A 17,154-nucleotide genomic window follows, 5' to 3' on the forward strand; every position below is an offset into this window, starting at 1 on the left:
GGCCTGTGGATCGAACCGCACGGGCGGTCGGAAGCAGGAACCCGCCGAGACGACTGCGCAAGGAGCCATCCATGCGCAGCGTGGTAGGAATCTCCAGCCTTCAGGCCGGGGAGGATGTCAATTTCCCAGTTTCACCCTCCTCTCTGGCTCAGCTTGGAGCCAATGGCCTCATCGGCAAACCCTTCAACGCCGCCACCCTGGCTGCGGACATCTGTGCTCTGCTGGGCTGGGATCCCTGACTCAACCCTGAACCCGCCCCAAAGACCCCTGGGATCCCACCGATATCCGCCAAATCGCGTAGAAGAAACGTACAAATTGCCTACGCAAATCCTCGATGTTTCTCTGTACTTCCACTGATCTCGAGGCTATGATAGGGGCATGAACGTTAGAAATACGGAGGAAACACAGATGCAAGTCAGTGAAGATCTAACCCTGGACTACCGTACTTACCGCATAGCAGCCCTATTGAGCGAGAGCTTCTCTTTGGGAGCACTGCTGGGAGTATCCCTCAAGTGGCAGAACGATGTCTCCTCCGTGAATGAGCCGCGGCCCAGGGCTTCCCATCTTTCCCTGCAGGACATCGAGCAGCGCTACCTCACCTCTTGGCAAAGATAGTCTTCTCCCTTCAAAAACCATCTCTCAAACAGAACCAGCCATGAATACAAGTCTTGACTCTGTTACTCTGCCCTCCAGCATCCAAGAAATCGTGGAGCAGGTGTTCCGCAGCAGCTTCCTCAGCTTGGGCCAAGAGAACCGCATCAATGAGCTGCTCTTTCAGCGGCGCTACTCTGAGGCTGACCTGGAACTGTTGGACTGCCTAAGCTTGGCGTTGCTGAACCATCAAATTGAGACGGAAAAACGTTCTGCGGCAAAAGCTGCCTGACCCCCAAAATGCATCAAGTTCCTCCAAAGCAAAAGGGGATCCCAGCTGGATCCCCTTATTTGTCCAATCTGAGTCCAGTGACCTAGCTGATCTCCAAGGAAGACCCTGGAAGCGCCCCGGCAAGCATTCCAGAGTTCTTGCAGGATGTGGGGACTAGACCGCAACGGTCTTCTTCACCTGAGCCGCCAAAGCTCCAGAAGCATACTTGGCTGCCATCTCATCCAAGGTAACCACCGGAACTTTGGTGCCATGGCCAGCACAGCCGAAGGCAATGTAGCGCTCAGCACAGACTTTTTGCATTTCCTTAATGGAAGGCTTGAGGAAGTGGCGGGGGTCAAACTCTTTCGGATTCTCGGCCAGAGCGCGGCGCACGGCAGCTGTGATGGCCAGGCGGTTGTCGGTGTCGATGTTTACTTTGCGCACTCCATTTTGGATGCCCCGCTGAATTTCTTCCAGCGGCACACCGTAAGTCTCGGGAATGGAGCCGCCGTATTCGTTGATGATGTCGATCAGCTCCTTGGGCACCGAGGAGGAACCGTGCATCACCAGGTGCGTGTTGGGCAGGCGGCGGTGGATCTCAGCAATGCGCTCCATGTCGAGGATGTCACCAGTGGGCTTCCGGGAGAACTTGTAGGCGCCATGGCTGGTACCAATGGCTACGGCCAGCGCATCCACCTGAGTTCGCTCCACAAAGTCCACCGCTTGGTCGGGGTCGGTGAGGAGTTGGTCATGGCTGAGCGCCTCTTCCGCGCCGTGGCCATCTTCCGCTTCCCCACGGCCCGTTTCCAGGGATCCCAGGCAGCCCAGTTCCCCTTCCACACTCACCCCGATTGCATGAGCCACTTTCACCACCTCGGAGGTCACGGCCACGTTGTACTCGTAGCTGGCCGGGGTCTTGGCATCTTCCTTGAGGGATCCATCCATCATGACGCTGGTGAAGCCGTTGCGGATGGCGGAATAGCAGGTAGCCGGGCTATTGCCGTGGTCTTGGTGCATGGCGACGGGGATGTGGGGGTAGGTCTCCACTGCCGCCAGGATCAGGTGCCGCAGAAAGTTCTCGCCCGCATACTTGCGTGCCCCTCGAGAGGCTTGCAGGATAACGGGGCTGTTGGTTTCATGGGCTGCCTGCATGATTGCTTGGATCTGCTCCATGTTGTTGACGTTGAAGGCAGGAATGCCGTAGCCATGTTCGGCGGCATGATCCAGCAGCGTCCGCATTGCAACGAGAGCCATCGGTTACCTCCTGAGGTGCTGACCTAGTGCGTATGAGATTTGCTTACCGTTGATCTTAAGATACTTTTTACGTTTTGGCGGATAAGCCGCCGGGGATCTGCGCATCTTGCCGAGGGATCTTTGCAACCATTGGCCGCAATGCTCGCGCTCAGACGCAACAGGCGCGCCGACATCTTCAGGTACAGTGGGGAGGGGCAAGACTGTTGGGCGCTTGCATCGAGGATGGATCTGCCCATGCCCGCTCAATTTATCTCTTAGTCTCTCTAATTCTACTGTGGTGTTTTTGTGTTGTTTGCCCGGAGGAATGGGAACGTGCGTTGCAATCGCTGGCCGGTCTTGGGTGTAAAGCCAACAAGGGCTCTCTGGGGTAGTTGGGTGCAAGGAACCGGTTTGGCAATGGCCTGTTGGGCGACGGGCCTTCAGTTGGCAGCTTGGGGGATCCCCGGGCAATCTCCGGATCAGGTGGCGGCCTGGGTGAGGGACAATCCTGTGCTGCGGCCCCGTCCGGGCGAAACCCTGAACATCAACCGAGTGGAGCCGGATGGATCCCGTTTTACGTTCTTGGCTTCGGTGGCTCCGCCGGGACGGATCATCAACCCGCTGGATCGGGAGACGATTCGCTCGGAGCGGATGACGTTCTTTCGCCCCCAAGGACTGACGGCAGAGGATCTCTTTCAAGCCATTCGCGATGTCTATGGGCCGGAGATCGCCGCCGATCTGGATCAGGCAGTGGAGGTGATTCGCTACCCATCCCCAGAAGCTCTGGCAGGCAGTCCGGGCTATACCTTGGCCCTTGCCATCCAAGGGGTGGTGCTGCGGGGAAACCAATTTGTGTACTGGCTGGAGCTGACGCAAAACCCCGATGGCCGTGTACAGCAGGGGCAGGTGTGGGTGTTCCAAGAGGAATGGCTACCCAAGGTGGAAGGGGAGTTGGCGGAACGTTTCCCCTTGCAGGTGATGACCCGTTGAGGGGCCCCCAATCTTTATCCCCGAGGAGAAGGGCGCTCAGGGGCGGAGGGAGTTGCTGACATCCAAAGCCGGCAATTCCACCCGTTCTACCTGGGGCCGAAAGCCCAACCAAGGAGTGGCCAACTGGGCAAATCGCTCTGGATCCCCGCTCACACAGAAACGGTGGGGTTCCTCCTGGGCAGCGGTCGAGGGGCGGCGCAAGCCCCACAAGCTCAATTCGCGGGCCAGGGATCCCACCAGCGCCATCCCTGGATCTACCCGTTTGACCGAGGACGGCAGCAAAGGCTTCAGGATTGGATCCAGCAGGGGGTAGTGAGTACAGCCATAGACAAGAGTATCGATCCCCTGTTGCAACAGCGGTTGCAGGTAGCGTTCAGCCGCCTGTCGCAGAGCAGGGCTATCCAGCCATCCGGCTTCAATGAGAGGGACGAACTCAGGGCAGGCCTGCTCCCAACAGTAAACGGGGTACGGAAAACGTTTGGGATCCAGAGCGCTGTACTCTTGAATGGCTCTTGAGTAAGCGCGACTCTTGACCGTGGCCACCGTGGCGAGCACCCCAATGCGGGATCCCTGGGCCAGTGCTGCCTGGGCGCCGGGTAGGATCAACCCCAGAACGGGCAGGGCAAACTCCTGCCGCACGTGGTCCAGAGCCAAGGCCGAGCTGGTATTGCAGGCCATCACCACCAGCTTCACCGGCTGCGCCTGCATCCACGTCAGAATTTGCCGCACAAAGGCCAGGATCTCCTCTGGCGAGCGTTCCCCATAGGGCAACCGCGCTGTGTCGCCGAAGTAGATGAGCCGTTCGTGGGGGAGCCGACGGCGCAAAGCTCGCCAAACCGTCAGCCCGCCCAAGCCGCTGTCAAACACCCCAATTGGCCAACTGGGATCCGGATCCGATCCCCACTCCCACCGCATGCTCCATTCTCCTCAACACCTTGGCCTAAGCTGCTGTATCCTACCCTGCTTTCGAGAATCTCGGCGACAGATTCCCTGCCTTCCCTCTGAGATCAACTGGGCCAACTGGATCGTCAATTCGATCAGCTAGAAATCGCAGGAGCCCCGCACTGTACCCGTAGGGTCAGTGCCGGGAGGAACGCGAGGTTACAATAGAACCATGACCCAAGTCCTGACCGTCTCCTGCAAGCTCAAGGTAGCCCAGTCGCAAGCCGCCAAATTGGACGTGACTTTGGAGGCTTTTGGCCAAGCCTTGAATTGGGTCAACCAGAACACGCCGGAGAAGATCGTCAACGCGGTCAAACTGCAATCCCTTTGCTACTACGAGATTCGAGCTCGGTTCGGCTTGTCCAGTAACTTGGCTCAACAGGTGTGCAGACGGGTAGCGGGTTCCCGCAAAGTGGCTAAGCAGAAAAAGCGTCCCGTCAAGGAGTTTAAGAGCGGCTTTGTTACCTACGACGCTCGCATCTTTTCGTTCCGTCAAAAAGACTGGACGGTGTCGCTGACCACGGTGGAAGGGAGAGAACGCTTTGAACTGGCCATTGGCAACTACCAGCGTGGGATGCTGGCTGGTTCCAACCCCAAATCTGCCACCCTGGTCAAGCGCAAAGATGGCTCCTACTACATCCAGATTTGCGTAGAGGAAAAGCCACCCAAGCAACAAGATACCGACAAGGTGATCGGGGTGGACTTGGGGAGGACAGATATTGCCCATACGTCAGAGGGGGACAACTGGAATGGACAGCAGTTGAACAGAGTCCGAGACCACTACTCCCGGTTGAGGGCGGTACTCCAACGCAAAGCCAGTAAGGGCACACGCAGTTCGCGGCGCAGATGCCGTCAACTGTTGCAACGGCTGTCTGGCAAGGAAAGACGCTTTCAAGTGTGGGTCAATCATCGCATCTCCAAAGCTATTGTCTCTAGGGCAAAAGCTACCAACAGCGCTATCGCTCTGGAAGACCTGACAGGGATCCGGGAAAGGGTCAATCAACAGCCACGCAGCAAAACCGAAAGGCGCAGGGCCAACAGTTGGGCGTTCTACCAACTACGTCAGTTTCTGGAGTACAAGGCGAGGGTTGCAGGGGTTTCTCTGATTCTTGTGCCGCCCGCCTACACGTCGCAGACCTGCCACCGGTGTTTGCATATCCATCCCGATCCTGCGCAATCCTACCGCAGTGGGAAGAAGTTTAAGTGTGGGCACTGTGGATGGGAAGGAGATGCGGACTTGAATGGTGCAAACGTAATTGCGCTCTTGGGGGCTGCCGTAAACCGGCCTAGAGGTTCGGGCCTGTTTTGTTCTCTGGTAGAGCAGAGCAGGCTCAGGGCTGCTGAAAGCCCGCTTCGTACCGCTTAGCGGTCGGAGCCGGGTAGTTTACTTAAGGATCAATTGAGAGATCCGATAGACATGAACAAGCTCAGCCAACGGCTAGCGACTGCGCAAGAAAGTCTCAATGCCATCGGCAATGGCCCGCGCCAAAATAGCCTGATATTCGGCAGTAGCCAATTTTCGCCCTTCGGTTGGGTTGGTTACGTATCCCAACTCCAGCAGCACGGAGGGCATACCCACAGGTGTTTCCCGCACCACAAAAAAGCGGGCTCGTCTCACCCCCCGGTCAGCAGCACCGGTGGCCCTGACCAAGCTGCGGTGCAAGATGGCGGCCAGCTCGGCGCTATCGGGTCGCAGGTAATAGGTCTCGATGCCGTGAATGCCGGAGCGATCCAGGGCGTTGGCATGAATGCTCACCAGCAGGGCAGCGTTGGCCTGAACGGCCATATCCACCCGCGGTTGCAGCAGCACTTCCCGGTCATCGGTGCGGGTCATCACCACCCCGTACCCCCGCTCCTGCAGCAGTCGTTGCACCTGGTGGGCAACGGAGAGCACGATGTCCTTCTCCTGGATCCCATCCACCCCGATGGCACCGGGATCCCGTCCCCCGTGGCCGGGGTCGATGGCAATGACCGTCCGGTTCAGAGATTGGGGGGTGGAAGGGGAGGCAGGGCCGGGCGTCTGCGGCTGAGGTATTGGTGGAGGAGCATTCAGAGGTCGCAGCTCCAAGGTAATGCGGCGGGATCCCTGGCCGGGGTTGGGCTCGAAGACATTGAACTCCTCGGCGGGCTGCACCAGAATGCTGACCGTGCGGGCATCTTCCTGGACAAAGCGGATCCGCTCCACCGGCCCTCCAACCGGCAAGCCGGGATCCGGCATAGACTGGGGCAGGCGAGCGGGCGCCACGTTGATGCGGTAGCCACCACTCTCGGGATCCCAGCCGGCCCGGTAGAACATGAATCCATCGGCGCTGATGATCAACTGGTTGCCCTGGAGCTGAACCGATTGCAACGTCGCCAGCGGCCCACTGCTGTTGGCAGAGCTGACCTCGGGCAAAAGGCTGGCCTGGGCAGCACCCCCGGCAGGCTGGATCCAGATCCCACCTCGCTGTGGGTCGTAGCGGGCTTCCCAGTCGCCACCGGAGGAATCCACATCCAGCACTACCCGAGCAACGGTGGGCTCAAACTGCCCGATACGCAGCCGCGAAACCCCCAGACGGTTGATGACATAAGCTCGCTGGGTGAGGGCAGGGCTGAGGGTGGTGTTGAGAAAATCCACCACTACCCGATCCGGATCGAGGATGCGCCGCACCGTAGTGGAGGGGCTGCCTTGGGTACGGATAAAAAAGCCTTCTGCTTGCGGGGATACCTCTAAAATTTGATGGCCGGAGCGGGAGACAGGCAGGGGTGGGGGGGATCCGACAGCTTGGCTCTGGGGCAGTGGGATGGGAGCTGATGAGCCGGCAGATGAGGTGGGAAACAGCGGCGAAGGGGGAGCGGCCTGGGTGAATTGAACGGCCCAGCGGGAGGGGCCGGCGGTGAGCAGTTGCAGGTGGTTAAGGCTGAGGGGCTGATCCGGCTGCAGATAGAGCACAAAACGGGTGATGGTATCCGTAAGCTGGCTAATCTGCAGAGAGGTGACACGGCCCGCAAAAGTCTGGGTCTGGGGCTCCTGTCCAAAGCGGGTGTTGGGAAAATCCAGCACAACCCGAGGCGGATTCTGCAGCACGAACAGAAAAGGCCGCACCTCGCCCTGGGTGTTAACTTCCAGCCGCCCCTGCTGGGGGTCGTAGTACCAACGCTCAATGCGCGATAAACCTGGGGCTGTAATCGCCTGAGCCTGGACAGATTCCGGGGGAAACAGCCCTGCCCCCGCCAAGCTCAACAGCAGCATCGCCCCCCATATCTGCCTTGACCCCGGCTTGCCAAATTCGGGCATGACCTTCCATCCACTCCCCACACCTGCAACTATACCAACCTGCTTTCGGAGCAGCCTGAGAAGGAGCGCAATTCCGCTCTTGCTTGCGGGGCCAGAGGATAATGGGCGTATCTTCTCCATCCCACTGCTTGTTCTCCGACGAGGTATCTTGGGATGCCCAGGCCACCGGATCCCCTAGCCCTGGCCCGAGCTGGACACGCCCAGTCGATTGTGCAGGTTGTGCGGATGGAGCTGCTGCGGCGTCGCTGGTGTGTCCGGGTAGACTTTGCCGACGAGACCCTGCACATTCACCTCATCGGATTCCCTTATCGGCCTCAGCTCTCCCCCCAAGTTGCCGCCGCCCAACTGTTTCTGATCTTGAAGCAACTGCGGATCCCACGGCTGGAGCAAGTGGAAATTTGCGCTTTCCGCGGCTCACGTTTGCTCTGGCGGCAGAGCCTAAAGCTGGGATCCCGGCAGCGTTGGGATCGGTTTTCCTTCGATAACTGGGCAGTCAACGCTTGGGCTTACCCGGCTGCGTTTGCGGTAGCCCTGATGGTGAACAACATAGGCTTGTTGCAGTTGTTGCATTTGCCTGATACATTCACGCTGAACTCTCCTGAACATGGTTCAGGAAAGAAGCGATCGCATCCTGCCTATCTCTGAGCAGGAAGGCGGTATCCCGCAAAGCCCTGAGGAATACCCCCCGAGCGCTTTCCCCCTTCACTTCCCGGCAACCGTTGCGGTGGACTCAAGGATCAGGGGGAAACTTGGTCTACTATATCCCTCTCAATGACTTTTGCCAAACCGCCTAAAGCTCAGTAAATTCAGCAAAGTTCAGGGTTTTGGGGGTTAGAGGCATGCTCTTCACATTTGGATCCACGAATTTGGCCATGCCACCATCGCCTGGTGGAGCGGGTATCGGGCTTTGCCTCTGCCCATCGGCTGGACAAGCGTTAGCTCGCAGAGGGATCCCTTTGTGTATTTTGGAATCCTCTTTTTACTGATTCTACTCTTCTGGTCAGCCCGCAAGGAGCGGATTGGGTGGCTGCAGGTGCTGGCCATCTTTCTTGCTCTATTGCAGTTTTACATGACCTGGCTGATGCCCAATCGCACCTGGGAGATGTTGTTTGTCTTTAGCGGCGTTGGAGGAGAATTTTATCTCAGCACCTTTTTGATGGCCAGCTTTTATTTTCCCCTGCCAGATCGTTGGCGATGGGACTCTTTGCGATTTGTCGTGCTGGGGATCGCGAGCAGCAGCCTGTGGAGAAGCTTTTGGGAATGGCACAGCATCAGACTGGGATTGGCCGAGGTTCCCTGGGGAACTTTGTTGGGCGGCCAAGGAGATGCCAGGGGGGATATGAACCGCCTAAACTACGACTTTGGCTGGAGCACCGATCAAATTATCCAAACCTACACTTTTTTAGGGAACCTGTGTGTTTTCGTCGTATTGAGCCTATATGTTCTATTCCTGTTGCGGGCAAATGATGAGATTTGGCTGTATCTGCGAGCAAAGCTTATTCTTTGGATGGATGGTTTGATAGGCTCCAGTTCAAGGAAACGTTCTTAAGATCCTCTTGTACTGAACATTGCCCCAACTACAACTTTTTCCGGCAGCACCAGCTACATCCGGCGCAAAATGAGCTCTTGGGTAAAAGGGATCCCGCTTGTCTCCAGAACTTCCCTAGTGTCCAACTCGATTCCTCAAGGGGGCAGGATCATTTTGGTTTTGGACTGCAGCTTTGCCGGTTGGGAATTGCTCCAACCACTCCGTTGAGCTCAGAGGGCGTTTGTGGTGCCCATCTGGGCAATGATTGGGCGGGAGAAGCGGCACCCCTATCAGGTTGGAGATGGCCTGTTGAGCATTCGCTCTATGCTGAGGGATATGTATAGACAAACTTCCTCTGCAACGGTACTTTACCCATGTCAGCCGCCTTCTCTTGGCCCTACCGCACCCCAGGGATCCCAGACTCTGCCTTTGAACGCATCCCAGGGATCCCGATGAGCCCTCGTGAGGTGCGCGTGTTGGTGCTAAGCCAGTTGCGCCTGGGAGAGAACCACTGCCTGTGGGATATCGGCGCCGGAACCGGCACAATTGCCATTGAAGCGGCTGTTCTATGCCCCAAAGCTCGCGTGATTGCCATCGAGCGAGATGCCGAGGTAGTCAGCCTAATCGAGAGCAATTGCGAGAAATTTGGCCTCACCAACGTGCAGGTGATTCAAGGTACTGCCCCCGATTGTCTGCAACACCTTTCTCCGGCACCGGATCGCATCTGCATTGAGGGAGGCCACCCCCTACGCGAGATCTTGGAAGCCTGCTGGAGCCATCTCAGCCCCAACGGGCGGGTCGTGGCGACGACCAACTCTTTGGATGGGCTCTACGGCCTTTCTGCCGGCCTGGCCGCTGTGCGGGCTCATCATGTGGAGGTGATTCAATCGGCGGTGAACCGCCTGGAACACCGCGGTCGGACTCAAATGCTGCTGGCACTGGATCCCACCTTTGTTTTGAGCGGAGAAAAAATGGGCTAAGTTTTGTGTAAACTGTTTACATTTTTTGGTAAATCTTTTCCTAAGGTGATGGATAAAAGTGGATTGATTTATCTCGGCTGTCTTAGAACCAGCAGAAAAGATTGGGTCACCCAAACCTTAAGCTATACTGATATTTCTCGATCCCAAACTCAAATCTGCTTTTATACCAGATAAGAGAGCTGGGAAACCCAATAGCTATGGATCAATTCCAACACCCCTTTCAGGAGTCACGGGAAGTCAAACTGCGGCAACTGTTGATTCGGGAGCGCTGGCCGGAAATGCTGAAAGGCTGCCGGGCTTGCATCCATTGGGACGACTTCAAGCGACCGGAATGCTGTGGTGATTGCGGCATCGGGGATCGACGCAGGCAAGCAGTAGCCGAAGAAAGCCCACCCAGCAAGTCCCCAGGCATTTAGGGTTCGCAAGCTTCCCAAATTGGGATCCCAGCTCCTGCAGTAACTTTGGTAGTTTCTATTGAGAACTTTTACTCAGGGAGTTTTACCTAAAAACCGGGTCTCAAGCCCGGTCTTCATACCTGCCTGCGGCGGAAGCAAGCTGGCAAAGTGGGGAGGCAACGAGCGCCTCTCCCAAGATTGCTATGTCGTCGCTCCCTAGCCTCTCATCTTGCCCTCATTGGCCCCCTGCTTCCGCTTCTCAGAGGCAGCTCCCCAGCAACCTCAAGGGGGGCAGGAGGATCCATATCAATTTCTACACCAACCCAGTTAGCGACAGGGTCGGCGACAAGCCTCAAACCCTGATTCTTCCGTTGACCCGGTCGATCCCGCTCTGGGCAAGGGTTTCAGGCCCCTCGGCGGAGAAAAATAAGGGGAAATTGCAGCCGTTCGCGCCAGCGGGACGGAGTCCTTAAACGAGACCCTGTCGATCTAGGCCCCTGGATCCCGCTCTGGACAAGGGTTATAATCGGGGAGAGTCGCTTCCCTTCGGGGAAGTGGAATTAGTGGAATTAATGGAAACAATACGAAACTTCTCAATCACCAGTACCCCCATCATGCCCCACGCTAGGGGGTAGAACTTGGCACTGGCAAACCCTGCCTGCAGGGCCATTTGTCGTTGCTCTTCTCCAGAGGGAAAGCGATCTAGGCTGGGATCAATGTAGGCATATTCGGATCCCAGTCCCAAAGTTTTGGCCTGGGCGACCACCTGAGTGTTCAAGTACCAGCGCTGAAATTGTTCGCAAAGAGGGATCCCTGTGGGGCGGTGAAAATCCAAAATGGCGGCACGACGTCCTGGCTTCAGTACTCGCCTAATCTCTCGCAAGGCTTGGGGAATATCGGTTACATTGCGCAAGCCGTAGCCCATGGTAATGGCATCGAAGCTACTGTCGGGAAAAGGTAAGGCCAAGGCATCTCCCAAAACCCACTCCAGGGAGTAGCCAGGGAAGAGCCGGGAGCGACGCCGGGCAATCGCCAGCATGGCGGGAGAGAAATCTAGGCCCACCACATGTCCCCTTCGTCCTACTCGGCGGGCCAACTGCAGAGCCAGATCACCGGTTCCGCAGCACAGATCCAGCACATATCCTCCTGAGCTGGCGCCCGACCAACGCACGGCCATACGCTTCCAAACCTGATGGAGGCCCAGGCTCAAGGTTTGGTTGAGGGAGTCATAGTGGGGAGCAATGCGGTCAAAAAGCGCTCGGATTTCCTCAGGCTGTTCAAAGGTTGGGCTAGGCACCTCTTCTCAACTCCACCTCATGTTCCCCGTACAAACTTTGTTGCTCCTGTTGCTCCGCAACGCTACGTGACCGGATCTGTGGTGTAAACTACCCGGCTCCGACCGCTAAGCGGTACGGAGCGGGCTTTCAGTAGCCCTGAGCCTGCTCTGCTCTACCAGAGAACAAAACAGGCCCGAACCTCTAGGCTGGTTTACGGCAGCCCCCAAGAGCGCAATTACGTTTGCACCATTCAAGTCCGCATCTCCTTCCCATCCACAGTGCCCACACTTGAACGACTTACCACTGCGATAGGATTGCGCAGGGTCGGGATGGATGTGCAAACACCGGTGGCAGGTCTGCGACGTGTAGGCGGGCGGCACAAGAATCAGAGAAACCCCTGCAACCCTCGCCTTGTATTCCAGAAATTGACGTAGTTGGTAGAACGCCCAACTGTTGGCCCTGCGCCTTTCGGTTTTGCTGCGGGGTTGTTGATTGACTCTTTCCCGGATCCCTGTCAGGTCTTCCAGGGCGATAGCGCTGTTGGTAGCCTTTGCCCTGGAGACAATAGCTTTGGAGATGCGATGATTGACCCACGTTTTTGCTACGCAACGCTGACGCGACTGAAAGCGTCTTTCCTTGCCAGACAGCCGTTGCAACAGTTCTCTGCATCTGCGCCGCGAACTGCGGGTGCCCTTACTGGCTTTGCGTTGGAGTACCGCCCTCAACCGGGAGTAGCGGTCTCGGACTCGGTTCAACTGCTGTCCATTCCAATTGTCCCCGTCTGACGTATGGGCAATATCCGTCCTCCCCAAGTCCACCCCCAGCACTCTACCCGTGCGTTGCGGTGGGGATGGCTCCGCTTCTACACAGATTTGAATGGAGTAGGAGCCGTCTTTACGCTTGACCAGAGTGGCAGATTTGGGATTGGAGCCCGCCAGCCGTTCTCTCTGGTAGCGGCCAATCGCCAGCTCAAAGCGCTCCCGACCCTCCACCGTGGTCAGCGACACCGTCCAGTCTTTCTCGCGGAACGAAAAGATACGTGCATCGTAGGTAGCGAAGCCCCCTTTGAACGCTTTGACGGGGCGGTTTTTCTGTTGTGCCACCTTGCGAGCAGACGCTACCCGTCTGCATATCTGTTGAGCCAAGTTACTGGACAAGCCGAACCGGGCACGGATTTCGCGGTAGCACAGAGACTGGAGCTTAACGGCGTTGGCGACTTTCTCCGGCGTGTTCTGGTTGACCCAGTTCAAGGCTTGGCCGAAAGCAGCCAAGGTCGCGTCCAATTTGGCGGCTTGCGACTGGGACGCCTTGAGCTTGCAGGATACGGTCAGGACTTGGGTCATGGTTCTATTGTGACTTCCGCATTCCTCCCGGCACTGACCCTACGGGTACAGTGCGGGGCTCCTGCGATTTCTAGCTGAAGCTAAAGGAAGAGGGGTGTTACGGCGGCACTGGGATCCCACTGGCTCCCACTCGGTGGCGGCGGCTGGGGTAATCAGCCAAACTCAGGGACAGGGATCGGGATCCGGCTAGGCTCGAGGCTGGGATGCGGATGGTTCCCTGGAAGACTTGGCTATTGGGGGGCAGCTCCCCCGGCAAACCCTGGGTGAGCGCGTTGATTGACCGTCCATTGTCGTCAGTAATGTTCAGGAAGCTATAGAGAAAGCGCACCGTCTCTGCCGAGTTGTTTTGCATAGCTACATTCAGAACCACTTGGCTTCCCTCGCGACGAACCGAGAGCACCTGCATAGAGACCTGTCCACTGGCGGCAATTGGTAGGGGGGGCGGAGGTGGTGTGGGCGCCGGCGGGGCAGGAACTCCGTCCTGCTGACGGGAACGAGAAGGTGGAGGAGATGGAGTGGCGGGGCGAGGAGTTGGCGATGGGGCTGCCGCCAATTCAGGAGACACTCTGGGAGTGAGGGTAGGGGTGGGAGTTGCGACCGGCGTGGGTGCTGGGGTAGAGAGGGGGGTGGGAGTTGGGGACGGACGAAGGCTGGCTTCGGCTGCTGCAATTACCTCAGCCTCGTTCAGCAAAGGCACAGTACGGGGATCCCGAACTTCGCGGGAAGGAGAAGCCCGACCGGCGCCGGTGACGGGAGAAGAAACCCCCGATAGAGCTCGCTGACCAAATAGGTAGCCCAGACAAGCACTCAACACCGTTGTGAAGAGAAACGCGCTCAGCCAGAACAGCACCCCCGAGAATGTGGAGGCGAACTCCTGGGACGGTTTGGCCGGTCTACGCAAAGGCTGTTAACTCCTGCTGCTAGTTCGCTTTCCTATGATACGAAAGTGACAGAGAAGCTAGGGGTTCTCGACCGGGGCAGAGTTTTTGCGCTGTTGCTCATGGGCCTGTAGCGGGGCGCTGTCTAAGTTGGGCAGCCGCTCCCCCAGCCACCAACCCGGATCTTCCCAGCTCAGGGATCCCAGCCATTTCCCGGCCCGATCTGCCAAGACCAAGCCCAACAAAACGGGAGCAGTGGTGATCCCCAGCGCTAGGCTGAGCCAGAGCGGTTGAGCAGATCGAAAAGAGGCCGAAGCAGCCTTTTGTTCAGGCGGAGATATTGGCTTGGGATCTGTCATGGTCGAGCTTTTGAGCGTAAACTACCCGACCCTGACTGCTTCGCAGTACAGGGCGGGCTTTCGGTAGCCCTGCAGTTGGCAAGCCAACCACGAACCTCTAGGCTGGTTTACAGCAGCCCCCAAAAGCGCAATCACATTCGCACCATTCAAATCCGCATCCCCTTCCCATCCACAGTGTCCACACTTAAACTTCTTTCCACTGCGATAGGATTGCGTAGGGTCGGGATGAATGTGCAAACACCGGTGGCAGGTCTGCGACGTGTAGGCAGGCGGAACCAGCACCACAGGTACTCCGGCAATGGCAGCCTTGTAGACCACGAACATCCTAAGCTGGTAGAACGCCCAGTTATTGGTTCTGCGGCGCTCAGCTTTGCTGCGTGGCTGTTGATTGACCCTTTCCCGGATCCCTGTCAGGTCTTCCAGAGCAATAGCGCTGTTGGTAGCTTTTGCCCTAGAGACAATAGCTTTGGAGATGCGATGATTGACCCACACTTGAAAGCGTCTCTCCTTGCCAGACAGCCGTTGCAACAGTTCTCTGCATCTGCGCCGCGAACTGCGGGTGCCCTTACTGGCTTTGCGTTGGAGTACCGCCCTCAACCGGGAGTAGTGGTCGCGGACTCTGTTCAACTGCTGTCCATTCCAGTTGTCCCCCTCTGACGTATGGGCAATATCTGTCCTTCCAAAGTCCACCCCGATCACCTTGTCGGTATCTTGTTGCTTGGGCGGGTTTTTCTCTACGCAAATCTGGATGTAGTAGGAGCCGTCCTTCCGCTGGACTAGGGTGGCCGATTTGGGGTTAGAACCAGCCAGCATCCCACGCTGGTAGTTGCCAATGGCCAGTTCAAAGCGCTCCCGACCCTCCACCGTGGTCAGCGACACCGTCCAGTCTTTCTCGCGAAACGAAAAGATACGGGCATCGTAGGTCGCAAAGCCGCTCTTAAACTCCTTGACGGGACGCTTTTTCTGCTTAGCCACTTTGCGGGAACCCGCTACCCGTCTGCACACCTGTTGAGCCAAGTTACTGGACAAGCCAAACCGAGCGCGAATCTGGTAATAGCAAAGGGATTGGAGTTTGACTGCGTTGACTACTTTTTCTGGTGTGTTTTGGTTGACCCAGTTCAACGCCTGCACAAAGGCATCCATTGTCGCATCCAACTTTGCGGCTTGCGACTGGGACACCTTGAGCTTGCAGGAGACGGTCAGGACTTGGGTCATGGTTCTATCATAACTTCCGCATTCCTCCCGACACTGACCCTACGGGTACAGTGCGGGGCTCCTGCGATTTCTAGCTGAAGTTCAAGTGCGCTGTTGTTAGGTTAATCTCAAACGTCAGTGGATTTCCAGCGTAATGTCGATTGTGCTGATCTGTGGCCCTGTGCGCTCTGGCAAAAGCCGGCTGGCAGAGGGTTTGGCTGCGGCTTCAGGCTTGCCGGTTATCTACCTGGCTACCGGGCCGAAACCCGATCCCAAGACGGATCCAGAATGGGCAGAGCGCGTTCAACAGCACCGGCAACGGCGGCCTTCCGGTTGGCAGACTTGGGAAACCGGGAGGGACTTGGGGGCAGAACTGCAAAAGTTGCCCCAGCCCTGTTGTGCGCTGGTGGATTCGCTGGGGGGATGGGTGGCGCAGGGCCTAGACTGTCCCTCTTCAGAATGGGATCCCTTGGTGCAATCCTTCTTGGCAACCTTGCAAAGCCATAGAGGGGAGATCCTCCTGGTGTCTGAAGAAGTGGGCTGGGGGGTGGTGCCCGCTTACCCACTGGGGCGGCGGTTTCGGGATCGGATGGGGGAACTGACCCAAAGGCTGGCTCCCCTGGCCGACCAAGTGTTTTTGGTAACGGCAGGTTTTGCCCTCGATCTCACCCGTCTAGGGATCCCAGTGGCGAGCAAGACAGAGCAGAGCTGAGATAAGCTGCATTTGCAAGCCAGATAGCTGTGTTGCCGTGCCGATTACCCTCTACCTTCCTGCCAAGGCCATTCAAACTCTGGATCTCACCCCCGGCCATGAGCTGGTGAAAACCTTGATGGCCGATCCCGTGCGTGCTGCCCAGCAGGTGCAATGCGCCATCGATTGGCCGCGCAGCCCTGAGGATCCACGGGAGCTGTCCGAGATCCCGGAGGTGCGCCTGTGGTTTATTCGTTGGGATACAGTCTACCCCTGGATGCCCTACTTTCTCAATTGGCGCCAAGGAGAACTCGCCCGTTACGCGGCTATGATGGTGCCCCACCAATTCAACCCTCGGGAGGGTATTGTTTACAACCCAGAAGCGTTGGAGATCTTTGTCTATCAGAAGATCTTTGTGTTGATGCGGTGGTTTAAGCAGCAGAACCTGGGATCCGTCTCCATGCTGCGGGATATGGCTTTGGTGTTTGGCTTCGAGATCCAGCCGGAGTTTCTCGCCCTATGGGAGGCAGAGCCATGAAGGTGATGGTGGCCAACACCTGGCCGGGGATCCCAGGAGCTACGGCAGTGGCCGACGCTTGGCAGCAGGTGGTTCAACGCCCTTGGGGCCGGCTCAGAGTGGATCCCAACCCTTCGGAAGCTCAGCTAAAGGCCCTCTGGCAACAAATCTCCGAGTGGGCAGGAGAAAAAGATCCCCTACTGGTTTTGCCGGGCAGCGTTGCCGATCCCCTGGGGCCAGGCCAAACCTGGGCCGATCTAGCCCATGCGTGGGGGTTGAGCTTGCTGTTGACGCTGCAGCGGGAGGCCGCTCTGAGCCAAGCTGCTGCTTTTGCCGCCCTGTTGCGCCAAGCCAAGGCCTGCGGTTTGGGGTGGGTGCTGATTGGATCCCTGACCGAAACTGGGGATCCCCAAGCCTTGGAAAAGCTGGATGCAACTTTGATCCCGCGCCTGGAAGCCCAAGTAGGAATGCCGGTGTTGGGGAGAATGGCTCTTGATGGGCAGATCCTTTGGGATCCAGATGCCCTGCTGCTCTGCAATGCTGCCCAACCAAGGAACTGAGCGCCACCCACTGATCCCTGCGGCTCGAACCGTTCCTGATACATTCACGCTGAACTCTCCTGAACATGGTTCAGGAAAGAAGCGATCGCATCCTGCCTATCTCTGTTCGCGTCAGCGGGACGGAGTCC

20 protein-coding genes are annotated in these 17,154 nt (G+C 57.5%); 12 read left to right on the plus strand and 8 right to left on the minus strand.

What is annotated here, in order from left to right; genetic code table 11:
- The first annotated feature begins 71 nt into the window (after nt 1-71).
- From ACVWXW_RS13740 to ACVWXW_RS13750, 3 genes are all read left to right on the plus strand, one after another.
- Entirely contained in the window at nt 72-239 is a 168-nt protein-coding gene (locus ACVWXW_RS13740) for a hypothetical protein (RefSeq protein WP_457404261.1), read from the plus strand.
- A 169-nt stretch (nt 240-408) separates the two neighbouring features.
- Entirely contained in the window at nt 409-615 is a 207-nt protein-coding gene (locus ACVWXW_RS13745; RefSeq protein ID WP_011432020.1) for a hypothetical protein, read from the plus strand.
- A 40-nt stretch (nt 616-655) separates the two neighbouring features.
- Nucleotides 656-883 (plus strand): hypothetical protein, encoded by a 228-nt coding sequence (locus ACVWXW_RS13750; RefSeq protein WP_011432021.1) that lies wholly within the window; start codon nt 656-658, stop codon nt 881-883.
- Nucleotides 884-1,036: 153 nt separating this feature from the next.
- Here the strand turns inward: ACVWXW_RS13750 and fba are convergent, their stop codons facing one another.
- Nucleotides 1,037-2,116: a class II fructose-bisphosphate aldolase gene (gene fba / locus ACVWXW_RS13755; protein WP_011432022.1), complete on the minus strand. Its 1,080-nt coding sequence runs from the start codon at nt 2,114-2,116 to the stop codon at nt 1,037-1,039.
- A 375-nt stretch (nt 2,117-2,491) separates the two neighbouring features.
- Between fba and ACVWXW_RS13760 the strand changes: the two genes are divergently transcribed.
- Nucleotides 2,492-3,085 (plus strand): hypothetical protein, encoded by a 594-nt coding sequence (locus ACVWXW_RS13760; RefSeq protein WP_457395616.1) that lies wholly within the window; start codon nt 2,492-2,494, stop codon nt 3,083-3,085.
- 36 nt (nt 3,086-3,121) lie between these two features.
- Here ACVWXW_RS13760 and murI read toward each other — a convergent pair whose 3' ends face one another.
- A complete protein-coding gene (gene murI, locus ACVWXW_RS13765; protein WP_457404263.1) occupies nt 3,122-4,000 on the minus strand; it encodes a glutamate racemase in 879 nt (292 codons plus the stop codon).
- Between the two features lie 199 nt (nt 4,001-4,199).
- On the opposite strand from murI, the gene ACVWXW_RS13770 reads away from it, so the two are divergent.
- Nucleotides 4,200-5,393 carry an RNA-guided endonuclease InsQ/TnpB family protein gene (locus ACVWXW_RS13770; protein ID WP_457404264.1) on the plus strand — a complete coding sequence of 398 codons (1,194 nt, stop codon included), beginning with the start codon at nt 4,200-4,202 and terminating at the stop codon, nt 5,391-5,393.
- Between the two features lie 72 nt (nt 5,394-5,465).
- Here ACVWXW_RS13770 and ACVWXW_RS13775 read toward each other — a convergent pair whose 3' ends face one another.
- A complete protein-coding gene (locus ACVWXW_RS13775) occupies nt 5,466-7,259 on the minus strand; it encodes an N-acetylmuramoyl-L-alanine amidase (RefSeq protein ID WP_457404266.1) in 1,794 nt (597 codons plus the stop codon).
- A 198-nt stretch (nt 7,260-7,457) separates the two neighbouring features.
- Here ACVWXW_RS13775 and ACVWXW_RS13780 point away from each other — a divergent pair, with 198 nt between their 5' ends.
- The 4 genes from ACVWXW_RS13780 to ACVWXW_RS13795 all read left to right on the plus strand — a co-directional run bounded on the left by ACVWXW_RS13780 (nt 7,458) and on the right by ACVWXW_RS13795 (nt 10,228).
- Nucleotides 7,458-7,949 carry a hypothetical protein gene (locus ACVWXW_RS13780; RefSeq protein ID WP_457404267.1) on the plus strand — a complete coding sequence of 164 codons (492 nt, stop codon included), beginning with the start codon at nt 7,458-7,460 and terminating at the stop codon, nt 7,947-7,949.
- Between the two features lie 313 nt (nt 7,950-8,262).
- Nucleotides 8,263-8,853, plus strand: coding sequence for a hypothetical protein (locus ACVWXW_RS13785; protein ID WP_457395624.1), 591 nt, complete (start codon nt 8,263-8,265; stop codon nt 8,851-8,853).
- A gap of 353 nt (nt 8,854-9,206) precedes the next feature.
- On the plus strand, nt 9,207-9,812 hold the full coding sequence (cbiT, locus tag ACVWXW_RS13790) for a precorrin-6Y C5,15-methyltransferase subunit CbiT (RefSeq protein ID WP_011432027.1): 606 nt from the start codon (nt 9,207-9,209) through the stop codon (nt 9,810-9,812).
- A gap of 197 nt (nt 9,813-10,009) precedes the next feature.
- Nucleotides 10,010-10,228: a hypothetical protein gene (locus tag ACVWXW_RS13795; RefSeq protein ID WP_011432028.1), complete on the plus strand. Its 219-nt coding sequence runs from the start codon at nt 10,010-10,012 to the stop codon at nt 10,226-10,228.
- A 499-nt stretch (nt 10,229-10,727) separates the two neighbouring features.
- Here ACVWXW_RS13795 and ubiE read toward each other — a convergent pair whose 3' ends face one another.
- The 5 genes from ubiE to ACVWXW_RS13820 form a co-directional block, all read right to left on the minus strand.
- A complete protein-coding gene (gene ubiE / locus ACVWXW_RS13800; RefSeq protein ID WP_414522813.1) occupies nt 10,728-11,504 on the minus strand; it encodes a bifunctional demethylmenaquinone methyltransferase/2-methoxy-6-polyprenyl-1,4-benzoquinol methylase UbiE in 777 nt (258 codons plus the stop codon).
- Nucleotides 11,505-11,609: 105 nt separating this feature from the next.
- Complete coding sequence (locus ACVWXW_RS13805; protein WP_457404269.1) at nt 11,610-12,827, minus strand: RNA-guided endonuclease InsQ/TnpB family protein; 1,218 nt, start codon at nt 12,825-12,827, stop codon at nt 11,610-11,612.
- 97 nt (nt 12,828-12,924) lie between these two features.
- Nucleotides 12,925-13,728: a hypothetical protein gene (locus tag ACVWXW_RS13810; RefSeq protein ID WP_457404271.1), complete on the minus strand. Its 804-nt coding sequence runs from the start codon at nt 13,726-13,728 to the stop codon at nt 12,925-12,927.
- 57 nt (nt 13,729-13,785) lie between these two features.
- Nucleotides 13,786-14,064 carry a hypothetical protein gene (locus ACVWXW_RS13815; RefSeq protein WP_041436124.1) on the minus strand — a complete coding sequence of 93 codons (279 nt, stop codon included), beginning with the start codon at nt 14,062-14,064 and terminating at the stop codon, nt 13,786-13,788.
- 21 nt (nt 14,065-14,085) lie between these two features.
- On the minus strand, nt 14,086-15,279 hold the full coding sequence (locus tag ACVWXW_RS13820) for an RNA-guided endonuclease InsQ/TnpB family protein (RefSeq protein ID WP_457404273.1): 1,194 nt from the start codon (nt 15,277-15,279) through the stop codon (nt 14,086-14,088).
- Between the two features lie 133 nt (nt 15,280-15,412).
- On the opposite strand from ACVWXW_RS13820, the gene cobU reads away from it, so the two are divergent.
- From cobU to ACVWXW_RS13835, 3 genes are read left to right on the plus strand one after another with little or no spacing between them, the layout of a single operon-like run.
- Nucleotides 15,413-15,970, plus strand: coding sequence for a bifunctional adenosylcobinamide kinase/adenosylcobinamide-phosphate guanylyltransferase (cobU, locus tag ACVWXW_RS13825; RefSeq protein WP_457404275.1), 558 nt, complete (start codon nt 15,413-15,415; stop codon nt 15,968-15,970).
- A 37-nt stretch (nt 15,971-16,007) separates the two neighbouring features.
- Entirely contained in the window at nt 16,008-16,487 is a 480-nt protein-coding gene (locus ACVWXW_RS13830; RefSeq protein WP_011432033.1) for a CRR6 family NdhI maturation factor, read from the plus strand.
- Nucleotides 16,469-17,026, plus strand: a complete 558-nt coding sequence (locus tag ACVWXW_RS13835; RefSeq protein ID WP_457404277.1) for a hypothetical protein — start codon at nt 16,469-16,471, stop codon at nt 17,024-17,026. Before ACVWXW_RS13830 ends, ACVWXW_RS13835 begins: the two co-directional genes overlap by 19 nt.
- Nucleotides 17,027-17,154 lie beyond the last annotated feature (128 nt).

The sequence above is a fragment of the Thermostichus sp. MS-CIW-30 genome (assembly GCF_054058015.1).